Here is a 19,522-nt window from a genome sequence, read left to right on the forward strand (position 1 = left end):
CATCGCCGCGTCCGAAAGGGGGCGGCGTAATATTACTCTTCGCTAAACCACTCGCTATTTTCCTGACGAATCAGCTGCACGGATTCGCTGATTTCCTGCAGATGCAGCGTCATCGCCTTTTCCACGCCGTCCGGGTCGCGTTTTTCCAGCGCGCTGAAAATATCATGATGCTGTCGGAGCAGCATTTCCGGCGGAGAGACGTGATCGAGACTCATATAACGCACGCGGTCGATGGTGGCCTTGATGTTTTCGATGGTGTCCCAGGCCAGCTGGCAATCCGCAATCTGCGCCAGCTTCTGGTGGAATTCATCATCAAGCTGGAAGAAATCATTCAGCTGCTTACGGTCAATCGCAATCCGCTGCTGATGCAGGTTTTGCTCCAGCAGGTAACACTGCGTGTCGTTGATGAGCGTTGCGGCACGGCGCGCCACCGCGCATTCAATGGCCTGACGAACAAAACAGCCGTTGCGCACCTGAGAGAGTGAAATTTTGTTCACGTAGCTGCCGCGCTGCGGGCGGATCTGAATCAGACCGTTTTCCGCAAGCTTAATAAACGCTTCACGCACCGGCTGACGGGAAACGTCAAACCGCACGGAGACCTCTTTTTCTGAAAGCGGCGTTCCCGGTGGGATCAGGCAATGGACAATATCACGTCGCAAAATGCGATAGATTTGCTGGTTTACGGGCTGGGTGGGATTGAGTTGCGATTCAGCGGCCATGAGTTGTCATTTCTCAGAGAGTTAGCCCGAACATACTACCATTCTTTTATAATCCGAAACAGACCCGGCCCGCAGGCCGGGAAGGGCAGCGTTAGCCACGATGGACGCTAAGTCCGGCAAAACTCTGGCTGACTGGCATCATTTCTACGGTATTGATGTTGACGTGTTTTGGCAGCGTCGCCACCCACCAGACCGTTTCGGTGACATCTTCCGGCGTCAGGGCGTTCGCGTTTTCATAGGTTTTGTCCGCTTTCGCGTCGTCGCCTTTGAAACGCACGTTGGAAAACTCGGTGCCACCCACCAGGCCCGGCTCGATGTCGGTGACGCGAATGGCGGTGCCGTGCAGATCGGTACGCAGGTTAAGGCTGAACTGGCGCACAAACGCTTTCGTCGCGCCATAAACGTTGCCGCCCGCGTAAGGCCAGCTCCCGGCGGTGGAACCGATATTGATAATGTGGCCACGATTGCGCTCAACCATGCCCGGCAGCACCGCGCGGGTCATATAGACCAGCCCTTTGTTGTTGGTGTCGATCATGTTTTCCCAGTCTTCCACGCTGGCTTTGTGTGCCGGCTCCATGCCCAGCGCCAGACCGGCATTGTTGACCAGCACGTCGATGGCGCGCCACTCGGCGGGCAGGTTGGCAATCATCTCCTCAATCGCCGCGCGGTTACGCACGTCCAGCTGCGCGGTCAGGATGCTGTCGCCTAATTCGTCCTTCAGCTCCTGCAGACGTTCCTGACGGCGGCCCGTTGCAATAACCTTGTGCCCGTTGGCGACGAAGCGACGCGTGATGCTTTCACCAAAACCTGCCGTTGCCCCGGTAACTAAAATAATCATCTCACTGTTCCTCAACGCTTTTTGTGTTTAACTAACATAGCACGGCCGCAGAGGGTGCGTTAAGGCAACATTTGTATGACAGCGTTGCAGGGGATGGCGGCCTGGCCTACTCTGGGAGGATACCCGTACTCAGGAGTGAAAGATGACGGCCACGAATCCCTTTTTTGACATCAGCCTGCTGCCTTACCAGGCCCCCCATTTTGATCAGATCGACGACAGCCACTATCGTCCGGCCTTCGATGAAGCCCTTCGCCAGAAGCGGGCGGACATTGACGCGATTGTCGCTCAGGCCGCTGCGCCTGACTTCGCTAACACCGTGCTGGCGCTGGAGAAAAGCGGCGCTTTGCTCGCGCGCGTCAGCAGCGTGTTCTTCGCCATGACTTCCGCGCACACCAATCCGTATTTACAGGAGCTGGAAGAACAGTTCTCCACCGAGCTTGCCGCGCTGGCAAACGATATCTGGCTGAATGACGCGCTGTTCGCCCGCGTGGAGAGCGTCTGGCAGGACCGTGCCGCGCTGGACGCCGAATGCCGTCGTCTGGTCGAGGAGCTGTATCAGCGGTTTATTCTGGCCGGTGCGCGTCTGAATGAGACAGAAAAGGCCGAGCTGAAGGCGCTGAATACCGAGGCGGCCTCCCTGACCAGCCAGTTTAACCAGCGTCTGCTGGCTGCCGATAAGACCGGTGGGCTGGTGGTGGATTATGCGCACCAGCTTGACGGGCTCAGCGCAACGGAGATCGCTGACGCGGCGCAGGCTGCCGCGGAGCGAGGGCTAAACGATCGCTGGCTGATCCCGCTTTTGAACACCACCCAGCAGCCCGCGCTTTCCGCGCTGCGCAATCGTCAGACCCGCGAAAACCTCTTCAACGCAGGCTGGACGCGTACCCAGAAAGGGGACGAAAACGACACCCGCGCGCTGATTCTTCGTCTGACGGCGCTGCGCGCGCGGCAGGCCCGTCTGCTGGGCTTTGAGGATTACGCTAGCTGGAGCATCGCTGACCAGATGGCGAAAACCCCGGCCGCCGCGCTGGAATTTATGCGCGGCATTGTGCCTGCCGCCCGCGCCCGCGCGGAACGCGAGCAGGCCGATATTCAGAAAGTCATCGACGACGAGCAGGGCGGTTTCACCGTGGAGGCCTGGGACTGGCCCTTTTATGCGGAGCGCGTGCGCCAGGCAAAATATGCCCTCGATGAGTCGCAGATCAGGCCCTACTTTGCGCTCAATACCGTGCTGCAGGATGGCGTATTCTGGGCTGCCAGCCAGCTGTTTGGCATTCGCTTCGTCGAACGCTTTGATATCCCGGTGTATCATCCGGACGTCCGCGTATGGGAAATTTTCGACCACACCGGCGAGGGCATGGCGCTGTTTTACGGCGACTTCTTTGCCCGTGATTCCAAACAGGGCGGGGCATGGATGGGGAATTTCGTCGAGCAATCCTTCGAGTTTGCTGCCCGTCCGGTGATCTACAACGTCTGTAACTACCAGAAACCGGCGAATGGCGGTATCGCGCTTCTCTCCTGGGATGACGTAATAACCCTGTTCCACGAGTTTGGCCATACGCTGCACGGTCTCTTTGCCAGCCAGCGTTTCGCCACGCTTTCCGGCACCAATACGCCGCGTGATTTCGTTGAGTTCCCGTCGCAAATCAACGAGCACTGGGCCAGCCATCCTCAGGTGTTTACCCACTATGCGCGCCATTACGAAACCGGCGAACCGATGCCGGACGCGCTGCGGGAAAGCATGCTAAACGCGACCCATTTCAACAAGGGTTATGACATGACCGAACTGCTGGGTGCCGCGCTGCTGGACATGAACTGGCACGGCATCAGCGAGGCCGTTTTGAGCGTGGAGGATTTTGAAGCGGCAGCGTTGAAGAAAGAGGGGCTGGATCTGCCTGCCGTTCCGCCGCGCTACCGCAGCAGCTATTTTGCCCATATCTTCGGCGGCGGCTACGCGGCGGGGTATTACGCCTACCTGTGGACGCAGATGCTCGCTGACGATGGCTATCAGTGGTTTGTCGAGCAGGGCGGGTTGACGCGTGAAAACGGGCAGACATTCCGCGAGGCCATTTTGTCGCGCGGGAACAGCACAGATTTAGCCGAACTGTATCGCAACTGGCGCGGGCACGATCCGAAGATTGAGCCGATGCTGGATAACCGCGGATTGAGCGAATAGAGTCAATGCCGTATGAAAAAAGAACCGGGCTTTACGCCCGGTTTTTTATACGCCTGTAACCGTTACAGCATAAAAACTAAGATTATGTTCTTTATAAATAAAACCGGCGAGGTTAAAGGTCACTCCCTCCGGGAGATGTATTTAACCGAATTCAGGCTGTAAGAGAGCTAATAATTTGATCTGGATTGTAAAAATCAAATGTTCTTTAAGCTTAAGGGTTTTAACTATAAATTTTTATTATTCTTTGCCGTTAAATAAAGGTGGCATAAAAATTGACGTATTAGCAGTATAAGAAGGCGAATGATGACCCTACCTCTGAACAATCCCGGTTTTACGGATGCCGAGCCTTCTAAGGGGCTGATAAATAAAACCTTTACCTATATAGTGACATTGTTGATAAGTATTTTCATTGCGGCAATAATTTCCCTGCTATTAATAAAAAATAATGTTAATAAAATCAGCGATAAGCACGATGAATTTTTGTTAAGGAAAGCCCTGGATTCCCGCCAGGAAAGCATGCGAAGTCACTTGAAAGATAATGCTGAATGGGGAGATGCCTACAAACATCTTCATTTGAACACTGACGTTCACTGGGCATGGGAAAAGCAGAACCTGGGTAAGTCCCTGTATGACAACTTTGGCTACGAAGGGGTGTTTATTCTCTCCCCGGAAGGAACCACGCGATACAGCGTGCTTGACGGGAAACTGAAGCTTCAGGATCTCGGGCGCTGGTTAGATAAATCAACCAAGGAGCGATTACTCCGTGAGGTGAGCGTTAACAATGGATTGCCGGTTTCTATGCTCACGCTTATCGATTCCGTTCCAGCCATTGTTTCTGCTGAATGGATAACAACGGGCGATGACGCGAGCGTGCAACCCTTGCCGGGGAAACCGTCAGTAATGGTGTTTGTAGACAAGTTAACGGCTAAAAAACTCCTCGCGATTGGGCAGGATGCCGGTATTAAAAATGTTCGTACGTCACCTGATGCAGTCACTTCTCAAATAAACAATCAAACAGAATTAACCTTAAGCACCCAGAATGGTGATGTGCAAATCATCTGGGACGGTGAAAATCCCGGCCAGGCGTTGATTATTTATTTTTTACCATTACTCATTCTTTCAGTTATTCTGACGGTATCGATGACGGTTATTCTCATGCGCCATATTATGCAGAAGGCAAGAATGCTTGACGAAAATACCTTTCTCCTCGAGCAGGCGCGGTTGAATCTTATCACCAGTGAAAAACGATTCCGGGACGTCAGTGAAACAACCAGCGACTGGTTCTGGGAAACAGATTTATCGTTAAAGATAACCTGGCTTTCAGGTCGTTTTTCTACAGTAACGGGATATGAAAATAGCAAATGGATAGGCCGCAGGCTGGATGAACTCTTTCCTGCGTCACGCGGATTATTACAAAACTGTGTGAGGCTCAGGGAATTAACTGAACGCTTTGAATTTAAGAACTGTCCTTATATTCATGCGCAACAATCTACGGCCTATTGCACGCTTCTGGCAAAGCTTTCTGCTCAGCCTGATGGAACGGTGGTCTTGCGAGGCGCGGCAACCGACGTTTCTCTGGAAGTTGAAGCAACTAAACGGGTGGAGTTCCTGTCACGTCATGATGAATTAACCGGTCTGCCGAACCGCTATCATATTAAGGAATTTCTGGCAGGCCAGTTGGCTAAAGAAGACCTTAACCATTATCCCTTTGCCATGATTTGCCTCGATTTAGACAAGTTTAAACCCGTCAATGATATTTTTGGGCACTCCACGGGGGATGCGCTGCTTGGCGAGGTCGCTCTACGTCTTAAAAATTGCGTTCGTCGAGGTGATTTTGTCGCACGGCAGGGAGGGGATGAATTTATGCTTCTTCTCGGCAATACCAGCCAAAAAGACCAGATTGATGAGGTGTGTCACCGCATCGTACAGGAACTCAACCGTCCTTTCTCCATTGAGGGTAATGATGTCGCAATAGGCGTAAGCATGGGGATTGCGCTGGCTCCCCTGGATAGCAGCAGCGCAAACGATCTTTTACGCTATGCCGATATTGCGCTTTACCAGGCTAAGCAATCCGGCAGAAACCGATGGGTCTATTATCGCCCGGATATGTCGGAAAAGTTAACTGAACGGAGAAAACTGGAACTCGAACTGAAAACCGCGATTCGCGAAGAACAACTCTATCTGGTGTACCAGCCCCGTTATAACCTCCGATATTCTAAGATAGAGGCCGTCGAAGCGCTGGTACGTTGGCAGCACCCGCACCGAGGGACGATGATGCCCGATCAGTTCATCCCGCTGGCTGAAGAAACAGGTCTGATTATTAACCTCAGCAACTGGGTCATACGCAAAGCGTGTGCGGAGACGAAAGATAAATTGCCGGGGCTATCGGTATCCGTAAATATTTCCGCTATCGAATTCCAGGCAAGCGATCTTGCTGAAAGGATAAAAGAGATCCTGCACGAAACAGGGCTAGAACCTGACCGACTGGAAATAGAAGTGACGGAAAATGTCACGCTTTCCGATCCTGAAAAGACCTTGCAGACCATGAAGGCTCTCAAAAAAATGGGCGTCCGTATTTTGATTGACGATTTCGGTACCGGCTATGCCTCTCTGAGCTATCTCCGGAAGTTTCAGTTTGATGGACTCAAGCTCGACAAGAGTTTTATTTTTACCCTGGCCGATTCGCCGCAGAACCAATCAGTCGTAGAAAAAATTATCGATCTGGGTAAGGCCTATTCAATGGCGGTCACTGCAGAAGGGGTGGAGACCACCGAACAGCTCTCTTTTCTTAAAAAAAATAGATGTGATGAAGTTCAGGGCTACTTGCTTGGAAAACCGGCTTCCATTACGGAATTAAATTTAAACGCAAACAGAATAGATCTTTAAAGTGTGCTTCCATCAGCTTCACACGCTTTACGCCGGGAAGCGAAAATGAAAAACCGGGCTTCTCGCCCGGTTTTTTGTCATCTGCTATCTGACCGTATACAGAGGCGCAAGCGCGATCTATCTAACGACCAGCACAGGACATTTCGCATGCCGCACCACTGCCGCAGCGTTCGAACCCAACAGATAGGTCGAGATGTCCGGCTTATGAGAGGCAATGATGATCAGGTCGGCGTCGATTGTGTCAGCGAGCTTAAGGATTTGATCCTTAGGCGATCCCGTCACGGCATGAGTCTGTATCTTATCTGCAGGAATTTTGAATTGCTTAACAATCTCATCCAGTTTCGCTAAAGCAGCGTGCTGGAATTCTTTCATCTTCGGCATTTCCACGGAGTAGGCCAAACCTAACGATGAATAATAGGGAAGCGATGGAATGACAGTAAGAAAGTGGACCTTGGCCGTGTTAAGTGCGGTGTGTGCCTGAACGAACGGGATAACCATGTGCGTCAGGCTATCCTCGGAAATGTCAATGGGAACCAAAATTGAGTTGTACATGTGTCCCTCCTGAGTGTTTTTTGCACAATTCAGGGTAGATCGTTAATTTCAGCAAAACAGAGAGCAGGGTGTCATAACGGAGACAAATTTTGGTTATGTGATAGGCGTACAGTCGAACCTGTCCGTGATCTTGCCAACGTGGCGTGACAACGAACAGGGACATCCGGGGATGAATCTCTTCGCGTCACGGTCCGTTTTCTGCAAAACGGCAAAGCCTCAACCGGACGCAATGCCCGGTATCGTGTTCATATTGCGTGGCAGCTTACGGAAGCCATAATTTTATTCCCGCCAATATTATCCATAATTAGCTCGAGTAATTTCCGGTATTCCTCACGGGTCATTACCTCGGCCCGTATTTCAGTTTTTCCTTCTGCTTGCGCCGTATCGCAATAAATGGCTTTCAGACTCAACGTCAACTCTTTCGCCATGTTGACCACACTCTGCCGCACCGCATCTTCATGCTCGTCATCACAGGTGATTTTCAGGACATAGCATTTATCGCCTTCATGGAGCGCGGGCAGTTGATTAATCCGCTGCGCAGCTTCGCGAAGCAGGATGTTGGCGCACAGAATAATCACGCTGGCCATACCGGCATTCCAGAATTGACCTAATCCACATAGCACGCCAATTCCGGCCGAACACCACAGCGTCGCGGCGGTATTAAGACCGCGAATATTCATTCCCTCACGCATAATAACGCCAGCGCCAAGAAAACCTATTCCGGAGACAATCTGCGCTGCAATACGTCCCGGGCTATCGGGTGACGTCGAGAGGGAACTTAAAATAAACACGGCCGCACCCGTTGCAACCAGAGCATTGGTGCGAAGCCCGGCCATACGCTGGCGCCACTGTCTTTCCGCGCCAATAATTGCGCCCAGCAGCATCGCTGCGAGCAGATGAGAGATATAAGGGAACATCAGCCTGTCGCCTGTTAACATGGTTACACGATAAGCGTCAGCGCTTCACAAAGCACAGTATGACGCCGTTAAAACGCAAAGCATGTCAGCGCGAGGGCGGCGGAAAGAGTGAATGATTAAACATGAACATCGCGATGCCCCACAAATTTGGCCGTTCTTAATGTATTGGGATGCAATCACGTCAAGAGGATTGCTGCCCACCGTTAAGGTAAGCAGCGAGAAAATCGCGTCAGCTTACCTTCGTATCAACGATAAAATGGCTTTCCAACGAAGGACTCCTGTGAAAATTTTTGCCAGTATAAGCAGACGCAATAATGAGTAAAGTAAAAAAACAGCGCCCTTGATGTATTGTTTAAGTTTGCAGGGAATATTTTTCAGACGTCATCTGATTTTCAAAAATACCCGGTATACTGCATTTTGCTTATTTCAGGCAATAACAGGCAAGGCAGGAAGTATGTCTCTTCGTTCGCTGCGGGCGTTATGCCTGACAAGTTTTTTCATTGCTGATGTTCGTGACGGTCTGGGGCCTTTCCTCGGTATTTTCCTGACCGAACGCCACTGGACCCCTGATGATATCGGCATCCTGATGACGGCCGGCGGGCTGGCGGGCTTATTGGCCACGCTGCCAGCGGGGTTCATCACCGACACCTCCCGCAACAAGCGCGCTGTGCTCGCGCTTCTGTGCATTCTGATCACGCTCAGCACGCTTCTGCTCTGGTTTAGCCAGCAGAGCGGCGTTGTCGCCGTGTCGCAAGTCGTCACCGGTATCTGTGCGGCCTTTGTCGGGCCGTTAATCGCCGGGATTACGCTGGGGTTGACCGGGCAGAGCGGGTTCAGCGCGCAGATGGGCAGAAACGAAGCGTTCAATCACGGCGGCAACTTTGTCACCGCGCTCATTGCGGGCGGCATTGCGTGGTACTGGGGCGTGGGCGGGATTTTCCTGCTGATGACCAGCACCACGCTGCTAACGCTGTGTGCGCTGCTTGCCATTCGCAACAGCGATATCGATAACGACGCGGCGCGCGGGCTGTCCTCTTCAGCGAGCCTGCCGGTCCCCGGTTTTGCGGTGCTGATGAAAAACCGGGCGCTGTTTGTGACCGGGCTAACGCTGTTGCTGTTCCACCTGGCGAACGCCGCGCTGCTGCCGATGCTGAGCATGAGGGTTGCCGCGGCACCTGCCGCGATCAACCCCGGTTTGTATGCGGCAGGTACCGTCATCATTTCTCAGGCCGTGATGATCCCTGTCGCCATCTGGGCCTCGCGCCGGATCGAACACTATGGCTACTGGCGCTTGATTATGCTGGCGCTGCTGGTTATGCCGGTGCGTGCGGCGCTGGCGGCATCCACGGATGCGCCGTTAATGATGATCCCGGTACAAATTCTCGACGGCCTGGCCGCCGGGATCCTGGGTGTCGTCGTACCGTCGTTTATTGTGGTGCTGCTGCGCGGAAGCGGGCACGTCAATGCCGGGCAGAGCGTGGTGATGTTGATGCAGGGAGTAGGGGCATCCATGAGTCCGGCATTAACCGGGACGATCGCCGGTCATTACTCGTTTGCGACGGCATTCAGTGTCCTGAGCGCGATTGCGCTGGCTGCCGTCCTGCTCTGGTGGCGCGTTGCGCACCGGAGCTGGGAAACAAACGCGCCGGGTGAGGCTTAGCCGCCCACCCGGCGTAGCACTTAAGCCAGCTCGTTAGGGCACGCTTCGCCCTTTTCCAGCTGCTGCAGGTTCCCCAGCGTGGTTTCAGAAATGCTGATCAGCGCTTCGGCCGTCAGAAACGCCTGGTGACCGGTAAACAGCACGTTATGGCAGGCAGAGAGGCGACGGAACACGTCGTCCTGGATGACGTCATTAGACTTGTCTTCAAAGAACAGATCGCGTTCGTTCTCATACACGTCCATCCCCAGCGCGCCAATCTTCTGGGTCTTCAGGGCTTCGATAGCAGCCTGAGAATCAACCAGTCCGCCGCGGCTGGTGTTGATGATCATCACGCCATCCTTCATCTGGTCAAACGCCGCCTGGTTAAGCAGGTGATAGTTTTCCGGCGTCAGCGGACAGTGCAGGGAAATCACGTCGGACTGCGAGAACAGGGTCGGCAGGTCGACGTACTCCACGCCCAGATCCAGCGCTGCGGCGCTTGGGTACGGATCGAATGCCAGCAGACGCATGCCAAAGCCTTTCAGAATGCGCAGGGCAGCCACGCCAATTTTACCGGTGCCGATTACGCCAGCGGTTTTGCCGTACATGGTAAAGCCGGTCAGCCCTTCCAGCGAGAAGTTGGCGTCACGGGTGCGCTGATAAGCGCGGTGAATACGACGGTTGAGGGACATCATCATGCCAATCGCATGTTCAGCCACCGCTTCCGGGGAGTACGCCGGAACGCGCACCACCTTCAGACCCAGCTCTTTTGCCGCGTCGAGGTCCACATTGTTGAAGCCCGCACAGCGCAGGGCGATGTACTTCACCCCCTGTTTTTTCAACTCTTCCAGCACCGGGCGACTGCCGTCATCGTTTACGAAAATGCAGACGCCTTCACAGCCGTGCGCCGTTTTGGCGGTTTTTTCGGACAGCAGAAAGTCGAAAAATTCAAGCTCAAACCCGTAAGCCTCGTTAACATGTTGCAGATACTTTTTGTCGTACTGCTTTGTGCTGTATACCGCGAGTTTCATAAGACTTTCTCCAGTGATTTTGCATTCACGTTAGCATGATTAAAATTATCTTACAATTTCTAAAATATTATTGAATTCAATAAGTTCTATCAATTATTCTAGAGCATATGTGCACCCTAACTCCATGATATTCATATCCACCGATTTCTTAAGCGGGACTGACACCAGCGACATGTCTGCTTGTTTTACTCTAAGGGGGCTATGGGGGAGACTAAAGTCACAACAAGTGCGTATGTTTGGGTAAGTGGTTTCCCAATGCTTGAAAATGTGACTACCTTTAGCTGTTAAAATGACGTAGCTCTTTGAATGTCCTAACATCGAAGGTAGTATTATTACTATCATTTTAAAATGACAGGGAGACCGAATGTACAACCATAATCGGGATAAAAGTCATTTCGAAGAGAAAGTCTTAGAGATTGAAAATCTTGCGCAGCGAATTGCCACAAAGCATTTGCTTTATGGTACCGCTGGTATGTTTTTTGAAACTCAACAACTTGTTGCTCACCTGAGAAGGGAGATCGAGTCGCATTGCTTGACCTGGTCAGGCGGGATTCAATTACTTGATGAACAGATACATCATCTTAAGGAACAGGATGATTTACTCACCTTCAATAAAGCTAAGTTATTTATTGTTGTTGAAAAAAACCGAACAACAACGACGACTTTAGCGCTTAAACAGATCGGTTTCGTTGCCGGTGGGGCGCAAGTGTATGGGGGCGCTAGTTTATGCGTCGGTTCGCTGGGTCTGGCCTGTGCTGCGTATGGTGCACCTATGATTACTCATGGGCTAAACAACATGTATGAAAATGGATACTATCTTCTTTATCGTGAAGATCGGTCTGGCACGCTAAGAGATGCTTATCGTTACGTAGCAGCGAAACTCGGCTATGGGAATAATGAAGCTGATATTGTCTATGGAGTAGTTGATATCTCTTTATCAGCCTATGGCGCGGGCAGGAGAGTACTGGCTCCCCGAGAAAAATCCTGGAGTCTGTTTCGCAACATTGAATCTGATTATATCAGAGGATGGCAAGAGGCTTCTAAAACAGCGATGGCTCTGGATTTAACCAGTGGAAGCGTCACAGGTTGGCAGATGTACCAGATAGCTAAAGAGAATTAATTATGTCGGAACAATTCGAGTTGTCATTAACCCCACCGATTCTACCTGCCGTATGCTATTTTATTGTATCTATTGTCGTTTTTTTCTTGTTGTACCTCGGGAAACTCAAGGTCAACAGGCTTCATAAATATCCTCTGTTCATTGCCTATACGCTATTTGTGATAGCCATCGCAGCCATTCAAATTAACGTTTTTGCCAACGGCTATGAGTTTGTTAGCGGTTTTTTACATATTGATTTTGATCCCTGGCGGTACGACTCGGTGTATTGGGGGTCATTGATATTCGCCATGCTTTACCTGCTGGCAATGCCACGGAATAGGTATTAATGTCGCAAATCTGCTCTGCGATTATTCTTGAACTTATGCGTAACCAATTGAACCGAAACTATATTCTTTAGGTTACGCATAGCAAAAAAATTACCGCTTACTATTACAGCATCTATTCTTAACTTGGCGTCAACTTCAACTCAACCGCTAAACATGCGACAATGATCGGCACTGCCGGCTTAATTCTTTCGCTAAATCAGGATATTAACTGCCCATGAAGGGTAAATACAAAGCCGCTCTTGCGCTTTTACTGCTGTTCATACTGTTGCCGCTGACGCTGCTGATGACGCTCGCCCAGTGGGTGCCGACGCTCGCCGGGATCTGGCTTCCCGTCGGGACGCGCATCGCGTTCGAAGAAAGCCCGAAACTGACTCGCCACGCGCTGGTGATCCCCGATCTTCGCTATCTGGTGGAAGACTGCGAAATTGCCCGCATCGATAACGTGACGCTGTCACACCCCAGCCGCTGGAAGCTGGATATCGGCGCGCTGGATCTTAACACCGTCTGCCTGAGCAAAATTCCCCAGTCGGCGCCCTCAACGGTCGCCCCCAAAACGCTGGCACAATGGCAGGCAGTGTTACCCAATACCTGGCTCACGATTCACCGTCTGACGCTGTCGCCCTGGCAGCAGTGGCAGGGCGAGCTGCAGGCGTCGCTAACCCCGTCCAGCCAGGAGATCGCCTATAAAGGCGAGCAGGTCAGCATTAAAGGCACGCTTCGCGGTCAGACGCTCTCGGTCAGCCAGTTCGATGTTCAGCTTCCGGATCAGCCGCAGCCGATTAAGCTGGTGGGCGAGTTTACCCTGCCGCTGGTGCCGGACGGCGTGCCGGTGAAAGGCCACGCGGTGGCGACCTTTAACGTGCCACAGTTAACGTCTCTGGTCGATGCCGATCTCGACTGGGAAGACAATCAGGGACAGCTGGTGGTGATGGCGAGAGACAACCCCGATCCGCTTCTCGACCTGCCGTGGCAGATCACGGCGCAACAGCTCAACATCAGCGACGGGCGCTGGAACTGGGATCTCTCGGGTATGCCGCTGAGCGGGCGGGTGTCCCTTCGCGCCGACAACTGGCAGCAGGGGCTGGAGAAAGCCACCCTGACCGGACGACTGAACGTCTTGACGCAAGGCGATGCGGGTAAAGGCAACGCGGTACTGAATATTGGGCCCGGCAGGCTCAGCATGGAAAACAGCGACATGCCCCTGCACCTGAGCGGCGAGGCGAAGCAAAACGATCTCATTCTTTACGCCAAATTACCGGCAAAACTGACCGGCAGCCTGTATGAACCGCAGCTCGCCTTTGAGCCGGGCGCGCTGCTTCGCTCGCGCGGGCGCATCATTGACTCGCTCGATATCGATGAAATCCGCTGGCCGCTGGCGGGCGTGAAGCTCACCCGGAAGGGGGTGGACGGTCGTTTACAGGCGATTCTGCGCGCCCATGAAAACGAGATGGGCGATTTTGAACTCCACCTGGACGGTCAGGCCAACGACTTTTTACCCGATAACGGCCTGTGGCAGTGGCGCTACTGGGGCAAAGGCGGCTTTACGCCGATGCATGCCCGCTGGGATGTCGCCGGGAAAGGCGAGTGGCGCGACAACCTTATTGAGCTGACGGCACTCTCCACCGGCTTTGACAAGCTTCAGTATGGCACGATGGAGGTCAGCACGCCGCGTCTGGTGCTGGATCGGCCTGTACGATGGCTGCGCGATGCCGAAAAACCAACCTTCAGTGGGGCGTTGTCGCTCAACGCAGGGCAAACCCGTTTCTCCGGCGGCAGCGTGTTGCCGCCCTCGGTCCTGACCTTCAGCGTCGACGGCACCGACCCGACGATTTTTCAGTTTAAGGGTGACCTCCATGCGGACAACATCGGCCCGGTACAGGTTAACGGACGCTGGGATGGCGTGCGCCTTCGCGGGCAGGCCTGGTGGCCGAAACAGTCTTTCACCGTATTCCAGCCGCTTATTCCGCCGGACTGGAAAATGACGCTGCGCGACGGGGCGCTTTATGCGCAGGTCGCCTTCTCGGCGGCGGCCGATCAGGGCTTTGAAGCGGGCGGGCACGGGGTGCTGAAATCCGGCAGCGCCTGGATGCCCGATAACCAGATTAACGGCGTCGATTTTGTGCTGCCGTTCCGCTTCAGCGAGGGCACCTGGTCTCTGGGCACGCGCGGTCCGGTCACGTTGCGCATCGGTGAAGTGGTGAACCTGGTGACCGCGCGCAACATTACCGCGGATTTACAGGGCGATTATCCCTGGACGGATGACAATCCGCTGCTGCTCACCAACGTGAAGGTGGAAACCCTCGGCGGGAAGATCACCATGCAGCAGCTGCGAATGCCGCAGCACGATCCGGCTCTGCTGCGGGTGGACAATATCTCCTCGAGCGAGCTGATTAGCGCCGTCAATCCGAAACAGTTCGCCATGTCGGGGCCGGTCAGCGGGGCGCTGCCGTTCTGGCTGGACAATGAAAAATGGATCATTAAGGATGGCTGGCTGACCAACCCGGGGCCAATGACGCTGCGCATCGACAAAGATACGGCCGACGCCATCGTGAAAGACAATATGGTCGCGGGCGCCGCGATTAACTGGCTCCGCTATATGGAAATTTCGCGTTCGTGGACGAGAATCAATTTAGATAACCTGGGTGAATTAACCATGCAGGCGACCATCAAGGGGACCAGCCGGGTCGATGGCAAAAGCAGCTCCGTCAACCTGAACTATACCCATGACGAGAATGTCTTTACCCTCTGGCGCAGCCTGCGTTTTGGAGACAACCTGCAAACCTGGTTTGAGCAACACGCGGCGATACCCGGTCTCCGCAGTTCGACTGGCAAGGAAAGTGAGGAATAACAATGAAAAAGATGGCTGGTGCGCTCACCGTTGCCGTTGCCGCGCTACTGTCCGGCTGTACGCCGCGCATTGAAGTCGCTGCGCCAAAGGAGCCGATTACCATCAACATGAATGTCAAAATCGAACATGAGATCCAGATTAAGGTCGATAAAGACGTTGAAACCCTGCTGAAATCGCGCAGCGATCTGTTCTGAGGACGCCATGAAACGAGTAGCTCTGATTTTACTGGCGCTGGGGATGAACGTGCAGGCGGCTACGCTCACCCTCAACGATGCCCGGGCACAGGGGCGCGTGGGGGAAACCCTCAGCGGTTATCTGGCCCCGATTCAACAGGATGCCGAAACGTTGGCGCTGGTCAATCGCATCAACGCGGCGCGCACGGAAAGCTACCAGAAGCTGGCTGACAGCAATAATTTGCCGGTCGATGAAGTGGCCAAAATGGCAGGGCAAAAACTGGTTGCTCGCGCCCAGCCGGGCGAGTATGTGAAGGGCATTAACGGAAAATGGCTGAAAAAATAGCTAGCGGTAGCGCTTGCGGTATTCACCCGGCGAAACGCCAAAGCGCTGCTTAAACGCCGTTGAAAAATGGCTATGGTCGGTGAACCCCCAGCTGTAGCCAATGCCCGCCAGCTTTTCGTCATCACCGGCTGCGCGCAGCACCTCCGCGTAGCGATCCAGGCGGCGGTTTTTAATGTACTGCGCAACCACCAGCCCCTTCTCGGCAAACATGCGATAGAGGCTGCGCACGGACATTCCGCTCTCGGCGGCAATCCACTCCGGACGCAGCGATTCAGACTGAATATGGTCGTCAATCAGAGCCACCACATGCTGGAACTGGCGCTCCTTACGCGGCTGAATGATTTCGCGCTGCTGGAAAGCGGGGCGCAGCAGGCAGATCATCGCTTCGAGCGCCGCTTCACTCTCCCGGTCACTCAGGCTGGCATTGCTCATGCTCTCCATCAACAGGCGATGGCTCAGCTGCACCGTGGGCAGCGTGCGGGAAAGAGCGGTGGCGCAGCTTATCTCCTGAAAACGGCACTGCTGCTCAATAATCTGACGGGGAACCAGGAGCGAAATCTGGCGGGATTTTTCCTGCCAGTTGATCGAGCAGGGGCGTGAGGCGTCAATCAGCGTGATATCCCCGGTTCTGAGTACCGCGCGACGGTCATCCTGCTCAATCTCCGCGCTGCCTTCGAGCTGAAACACGGTATAGAACCAGGCATCGTTACTCTGTTTGATCTCCTCACGGGAGCGGAACAGGTTGACACCACCGGCGGTGACGGTGCTGAGCTTCAGGCTGCGCGCATAGCTGGTCTCCAGCTCGCCGTAGAATCTGCCCCCGGTGGGCTGCGCGTTAAAACGCCCGCAAACCTGGTTAATTTGCGCCAGCCACTGCTGATACTGTTCCTGCTCGCTTGCACACGCCATCGTTTCTCTCACTGCACCGTCAACGTTTTCGCATTGTTGCATTTGTGTTGCATTTTGTCAGAGCTATGAGGCTGACTATAGGAAAGAACACTCACCGGTAACAGCGATATAAGCGGCAATTATCGCGATTTGCGGCGCCTGTCACAGGTGGCAAAGCGAATGTCACAGAGACAAAAGCGAGAATGTAAAACCCCTCTTAGACTGGATGAACACCCTGCGAAGAATAACGAAGGAGTATCCTATGTCTGAATCACTGGTGGCTATTCAGCCTGCCGTGCAACAATTTTTAGACCGACAGCATGGCCTGTGGATTGAAGGGCGTCAGGCCGCGTCGGACAGTGAAAAGCGGCTTAATGTCTACAACCCGGCCACGGGCGAGGTGATTGCCTCAACTGCCGACGCCAGCGTCGACGACGTTGATCGTGCCGTCATGTCCGGCTGGCGCGCCTATGTGGCCCGTACCTGGGCCGGAAAACTCCCGGCGGAGCGCGAGCGGATCCTGCTCCATTTCGCCGATCTCGTTGAAAAGCACGGCGAGGAGCTGGCTCAGCTTGAAACGCTGGAGCAGGGCAAGTCCATCAACATCTCCCGTGCCTTTGAAGTCGGCTGCACCCTGAACTGGATGCGCTATACCGCCGGGCTGACCACCAAAATTGCGGGCAAAACCCTCGATCTCTCCATCCCGCTACCGCAGGGGGCACGCTATCAGGCGTGGACGCGTAAAGAGCCGGTTGGCGTGGTGGCCGGAATTGTGCCCTGGAACTTCCCGCTGATGATTGGCATGTGGAAAGTGATGCCAGCGCTGGCCGCGGGCTGCTCTATCGTCATTAAGCCGTCGGAAACCACGCCGCTGACCCTGCTGCGCGTGGCGGAACTCGCCAGTGAAGCGGGCATCCCGGACGGGGTGTTCAACGTGGTGACCGGCAGCGGCGCGGTGTGTGGCGCAGCGCTGACCTCGCACCCGCATATTGCGAAGGTGAGCTTTACCGGCTCAACGGCGACGGGTAAGCAAATTGCCCGCGCGGCGGCGGACACGCTCACCGGCGTGACCCTCGAGCTGGGCGGGAAAAACCCGGCAATTGTACTCAAGGATGCGGACCCGGCGTGGGTGATCGAAGGCCTAATGACCGGCAGCTTCCTGAACCAGGGGCAGGTGTGCGCGGCCAGCTCGCGTATCTACATAGAGGCCCCGCTGTTTGACACGCTGGTCGGCGGGTTCGAACAGGCGGTGAAATCCCTGAGCGTCGGGCCGGGCATGTCGCCGGAGGCGTTTATCAACCCACTGGTGTCACGTGCGCACTGCGACAAGGTGCAGTCTTTCCTTGATGAGGCGACGTCGCGCAACGCGGAGCTGATCGTCGGTAACCGTGGTCCGGAGGGCAAAGGCTATTACGTGTCGCCGACGCTGGTGGTGAACCCGGATGCCTCGCTGCGGCTCACCCGCGAAGAAGTATTCGGTCCGGTGGTCAACCTGGTACGCGTCGCCGACGGGGAAGAGGCGCTCCAGCTGGCAAATGACACCGAATATGGCCTGACGGCCAGCGTCTGGACGCAGAATATCAGCAAGGCGCTGGAGTACACCGACAGGCTGCAGGCGGGCACCGTGTGGGTGAACAGCCATACGCTGATCGACGCCAACCTGCCGTTCGGCGGGATGAAGCAGTCCGGGACAGGGCGTGACTTTGGTCCGGACTGGCTGGACGGCTGGTGTGAAACCAAGTCGGTGTGCGTGCGGTATTAAAAAGCAAGCCGGGTGGCGGCTACGCCTTACCCGGCCTACAACGACTCGAACCGTAGGCTGGGTAAGCGCAGCGCCACCCGGCTTTTATCTACAGCGACCACCGATCCCGCCCGGCCTCTTTCGCCCGATACAGCGCCGCATCGGCGCGGGCGATAATCTCGGTGCCCGCGAGTCCCCCCGCCATCCCCGCAATCCCCATGCTCACGGTGACATGGTCGCTGACCGTCGAGGCGCCGTGCGGTATGGCCTCTGCGCGAAGGCCGTCCTGGATACGCAGGGCGACCTTTTCAGCGATGTTCTCCGGGCAATTAAACAGAATCACCAGAAACTCTTCGCCGCCGTAGCGTGACACCACATCCTCAGGTGTGCGCACCGACTGCTTAAGCACGCGCGCCACGCGCGTCAGACAGTCGTCACCCGCCTGGTGCCCGTAGGTGTCGTTGTAGCGCTTGAAGTAGTCGATATCCAGCATAATCAACGAGAAGGGCTTTTTCTGCTCAACCGCGTTCTCCAGCACCACCTCCATTTTCCGTCGATTGGCGGTTTTGGTTAACGGGTCCTGATGCGCCAGCGCATCCAGCCGCGAAATCAGCAGTTGATTCTGCTGGTTACGTCGCCAGGCTTCGTCAAACCAGCTCAGCAGAATAAAACGCCCGCAGATCAGAATCAGCGTAAAGACGCTCCAGATAACAACGAAGTGAAGGTTGAGACCATCGTTTCGTATCCAGCTTGCTATCGGCAGGGTGATCCAGAGCGGGAGCACAAAGGCGAGCAGCCCTTCAGGGTAAAAATAGAGCGCCGTCAAACCGGCGAGTAACAGAATAACGCACAGCGGCCAGACGTGCGGCAGCAGCAGCTGGGTGATAAACCAGAAGCAGGAGACCGACCAGATGGCGCTGCAGATAAACAACACCACGCTGATGCCGGCGATGCGCCGCCAGGCCATAAGGATCAGCGCAGCCGAGAGGATGATAATACCGAGCATGGAGGCATCGACGATTCTCGTCAGCTGCGGCGAGTGGGGATAAAGAGGATCGCTGGCCTTAAGCAGAACGTGTCGCAGCAGAATCATCACCGCGAAGCTGATATTGACGAAGGCCAGCCACGGGAGGTTCATCGCCAGTCCATGCATGACCATGGCCTGGCGCGTTGGCCAGGTTGCCCGTTCCAGCGTCGGTTTTTTTCTTTTTTCCATAAAGCCCTTTCCCGTCCGGGGGATAAATCATGCAGGTGAGATATCAGTAACTATAAGCAAGCCAGGACGATCCTCAAACGCCAGGGCAAAAAAAACCGGGCAATTG

The 19,522-nt window shown here is 54.5% G+C and carries 16 protein-coding genes; 9 read left to right on the top strand and 7 right to left on the bottom strand.

Going from position 1 to position 19,522, the window contains the following annotated elements:
* Positions 1 to 32: 32 nt before the first annotated feature.
* On the bottom strand, positions 33 to 719 hold the full coding sequence (locus PI91_RS13055) for a GntR family transcriptional regulator (protein WP_039266310.1): 687 nt from the start codon (positions 717 to 719) through the stop codon (positions 33 to 35).
* 91 nt (positions 720 to 810) lie between these two features.
* Positions 811 to 1,557, bottom strand: coding sequence for a bifunctional NADP-dependent 3-hydroxy acid dehydrogenase/3-hydroxypropionate dehydrogenase YdfG (gene ydfG / locus PI91_RS13060; RefSeq protein WP_023292548.1), 747 nt, complete (start codon positions 1,555 to 1,557; stop codon positions 811 to 813).
* A 142-nt stretch (positions 1,558 to 1,699) separates the two neighbouring features.
* Here ydfG and dcp point away from each other — a divergent pair, with 142 nt between their 5' ends.
* Positions 1,700 to 3,733, top strand: coding sequence for a peptidyl-dipeptidase Dcp (gene dcp, locus PI91_RS13065; protein WP_039266311.1), 2,034 nt, complete (start codon positions 1,700 to 1,702; stop codon positions 3,731 to 3,733).
* Positions 3,734 to 4,036: 303 nt separating this feature from the next.
* Positions 4,037 to 6,619: an EAL domain-containing protein gene (locus PI91_RS13070; protein ID WP_039266915.1), complete on the top strand. Its 2,583-nt coding sequence runs from the start codon at positions 4,037 to 4,039 to the stop codon at positions 6,617 to 6,619.
* Between the two features lie 117 nt (positions 6,620 to 6,736).
* Here PI91_RS13070 and uspF read toward each other — a convergent pair whose 3' ends face one another.
* Both uspF and PI91_RS13080 read right to left on the bottom strand, forming a co-directional pair.
* Positions 6,737 to 7,171 carry a universal stress protein UspF gene (gene uspF / locus PI91_RS13075; RefSeq protein ID WP_023344035.1) on the bottom strand — a complete coding sequence of 145 codons (435 nt, stop codon included), beginning with the start codon at positions 7,169 to 7,171 and terminating at the stop codon, positions 6,737 to 6,739.
* A 245-nt stretch (positions 7,172 to 7,416) separates the two neighbouring features.
* Positions 7,417 to 8,088, bottom strand: coding sequence for an MgtC family protein (locus PI91_RS13080; protein WP_039266312.1), 672 nt, complete (start codon positions 8,086 to 8,088; stop codon positions 7,417 to 7,419).
* 454 nt (positions 8,089 to 8,542) lie between these two features.
* Here PI91_RS13080 and PI91_RS13090 point away from each other — a divergent pair, with 454 nt between their 5' ends.
* A complete protein-coding gene (locus PI91_RS13090; RefSeq protein ID WP_039266314.1) occupies positions 8,543 to 9,748 on the top strand; it encodes an MFS transporter in 1,206 nt (401 codons plus the stop codon).
* A gap of 20 nt (positions 9,749 to 9,768) precedes the next feature.
* On the opposite strand, the gene PI91_RS13095 is transcribed toward PI91_RS13090, so the two are convergent.
* On the bottom strand, positions 9,769 to 10,758 hold the full coding sequence (locus tag PI91_RS13095) for a 2-hydroxyacid dehydrogenase (RefSeq protein ID WP_008502392.1): 990 nt from the start codon (positions 10,756 to 10,758) through the stop codon (positions 9,769 to 9,771).
* Positions 10,759 to 11,122: 364 nt separating this feature from the next.
* On the opposite strand from PI91_RS13095, the gene PI91_RS13100 reads away from it, so the two are divergent.
* The 5 genes from PI91_RS13100 to PI91_RS13120 all read left to right on the top strand — a co-directional run bounded on the left by PI91_RS13100 (position 11,123) and on the right by PI91_RS13120 (position 15,571).
* Positions 11,123 to 11,878, top strand: a complete 756-nt coding sequence (locus PI91_RS13100; RefSeq protein WP_023327356.1) for a DUF4225 domain-containing protein — start codon at positions 11,123 to 11,125, stop codon at positions 11,876 to 11,878.
* 2 nt (positions 11,879 to 11,880) lie between these two features.
* Positions 11,881 to 12,204, top strand: coding sequence for a hypothetical protein (locus tag PI91_RS13105; protein ID WP_008502390.1), 324 nt, complete (start codon positions 11,881 to 11,883; stop codon positions 12,202 to 12,204).
* Between the two features lie 214 nt (positions 12,205 to 12,418).
* Positions 12,419 to 15,052 carry a YdbH family protein gene (locus PI91_RS13110; RefSeq protein ID WP_039266315.1) on the top strand — a complete coding sequence of 878 codons (2,634 nt, stop codon included), beginning with the start codon at positions 12,419 to 12,421 and terminating at the stop codon, positions 15,050 to 15,052.
* A gap of 2 nt (positions 15,053 to 15,054) precedes the next feature.
* On the top strand, positions 15,055 to 15,246 hold the full coding sequence (locus PI91_RS13115; protein WP_039266317.1) for a YnbE family lipoprotein: 192 nt from the start codon (positions 15,055 to 15,057) through the stop codon (positions 15,244 to 15,246).
* Between the two features lie 7 nt (positions 15,247 to 15,253).
* Positions 15,254 to 15,571, top strand: a complete 318-nt coding sequence (locus tag PI91_RS13120) for a YdbL family protein (RefSeq protein ID WP_008502387.1) — start codon at positions 15,254 to 15,256, stop codon at positions 15,569 to 15,571.
* Here the strand turns inward: PI91_RS13120 and feaR are convergent, their stop codons facing one another.
* Positions 15,572 to 16,480, bottom strand: coding sequence for a transcriptional regulator FeaR (gene feaR, locus PI91_RS13125; protein WP_039266916.1), 909 nt, complete (start codon positions 16,478 to 16,480; stop codon positions 15,572 to 15,574).
* Between the two features lie 241 nt (positions 16,481 to 16,721).
* On the opposite strand from feaR, the gene PI91_RS13130 reads away from it, so the two are divergent.
* A complete protein-coding gene (locus tag PI91_RS13130) occupies positions 16,722 to 18,221 on the top strand; it encodes an aldehyde dehydrogenase family protein (protein ID WP_032663599.1) in 1,500 nt (499 codons plus the stop codon).
* An 88-nt stretch (positions 18,222 to 18,309) separates the two neighbouring features.
* Here PI91_RS13130 and PI91_RS13135 read toward each other — a convergent pair whose 3' ends face one another.
* Positions 18,310 to 19,416 (bottom strand): GGDEF domain-containing protein, encoded by a 1,107-nt coding sequence (locus PI91_RS13135; RefSeq protein ID WP_023344047.1) that lies wholly within the window; start codon positions 19,414 to 19,416, stop codon positions 18,310 to 18,312.
* Between the last annotated feature and the right edge of the window lie 106 nt (positions 19,417 to 19,522).

Source organism: Enterobacter sp. FB (genome assembly GCF_000805795.1).
GTDB classification, from domain to species: Bacteria; Pseudomonadota; Gammaproteobacteria; order Enterobacterales; family Enterobacteriaceae; genus Enterobacter; species Enterobacter roggenkampii.

Bases quoted from the DNA above. Each gene is read 5' to 3' on its own strand.
- PI91_RS13070 (WP_039266915.1), top strand. From the start codon at position 4,037: ATGACCCTACCTCTGAACAATCCCGGTTTTACGGATGCCGAGCCTTCT.
- ydfG (WP_023292548.1), bottom strand. From the start codon at position 1,557: ATGATTATTTTAGTTACCGGGGCAACGGCAGGTTTTGGTGAAAGCATC.
- PI91_RS13055 (WP_039266310.1), bottom strand. From the start codon at position 719: ATGGCCGCTGAATCGCAACTCAATCCCACCCAGCCCGTAAACCAGCAA.
- PI91_RS13100 (WP_023327356.1), top strand. From the start codon at position 11,123: ATGTACAACCATAATCGGGATAAAAGTCATTTCGAAGAGAAAGTCTTA.
- PI91_RS13110 (WP_039266315.1), top strand. From the start codon at position 12,419: ATGAAGGGTAAATACAAAGCCGCTCTTGCGCTTTTACTGCTGTTCATA.
- PI91_RS13080 (WP_039266312.1), bottom strand. From the start codon at position 8,088: ATGTTCCCTTATATCTCTCATCTGCTCGCAGCGATGCTGCTGGGCGCA.
- PI91_RS13105 (WP_008502390.1), top strand. From the start codon at position 11,881: ATGTCGGAACAATTCGAGTTGTCATTAACCCCACCGATTCTACCTGCC.
- feaR (WP_039266916.1), bottom strand. From the start codon at position 16,480: ATGGCGTGTGCAAGCGAGCAGGAACAGTATCAGCAGTGGCTGGCGCAA.
- PI91_RS13135 (WP_023344047.1), bottom strand. From the start codon at position 19,416: ATGGAAAAAAGAAAAAAACCGACGCTGGAACGGGCAACCTGGCCAACG.
- PI91_RS13090 (WP_039266314.1), top strand. From the start codon at position 8,543: ATGTCTCTTCGTTCGCTGCGGGCGTTATGCCTGACAAGTTTTTTCATT.
- dcp (WP_039266311.1), top strand. From the start codon at position 1,700: ATGACGGCCACGAATCCCTTTTTTGACATCAGCCTGCTGCCTTACCAG.
- PI91_RS13120 (WP_008502387.1), top strand. From the start codon at position 15,254: ATGAAACGAGTAGCTCTGATTTTACTGGCGCTGGGGATGAACGTGCAG.
- PI91_RS13095 (WP_008502392.1), bottom strand. From the start codon at position 10,758: ATGAAACTCGCGGTATACAGCACAAAGCAGTACGACAAAAAGTATCTG.
- PI91_RS13130 (WP_032663599.1), top strand. From the start codon at position 16,722: ATGTCTGAATCACTGGTGGCTATTCAGCCTGCCGTGCAACAATTTTTA.
- PI91_RS13115 (WP_039266317.1), top strand. From the start codon at position 15,055: ATGAAAAAGATGGCTGGTGCGCTCACCGTTGCCGTTGCCGCGCTACTG.
- uspF (WP_023344035.1), bottom strand. From the start codon at position 7,171: ATGTACAACTCAATTTTGGTTCCCATTGACATTTCCGAGGATAGCCTG.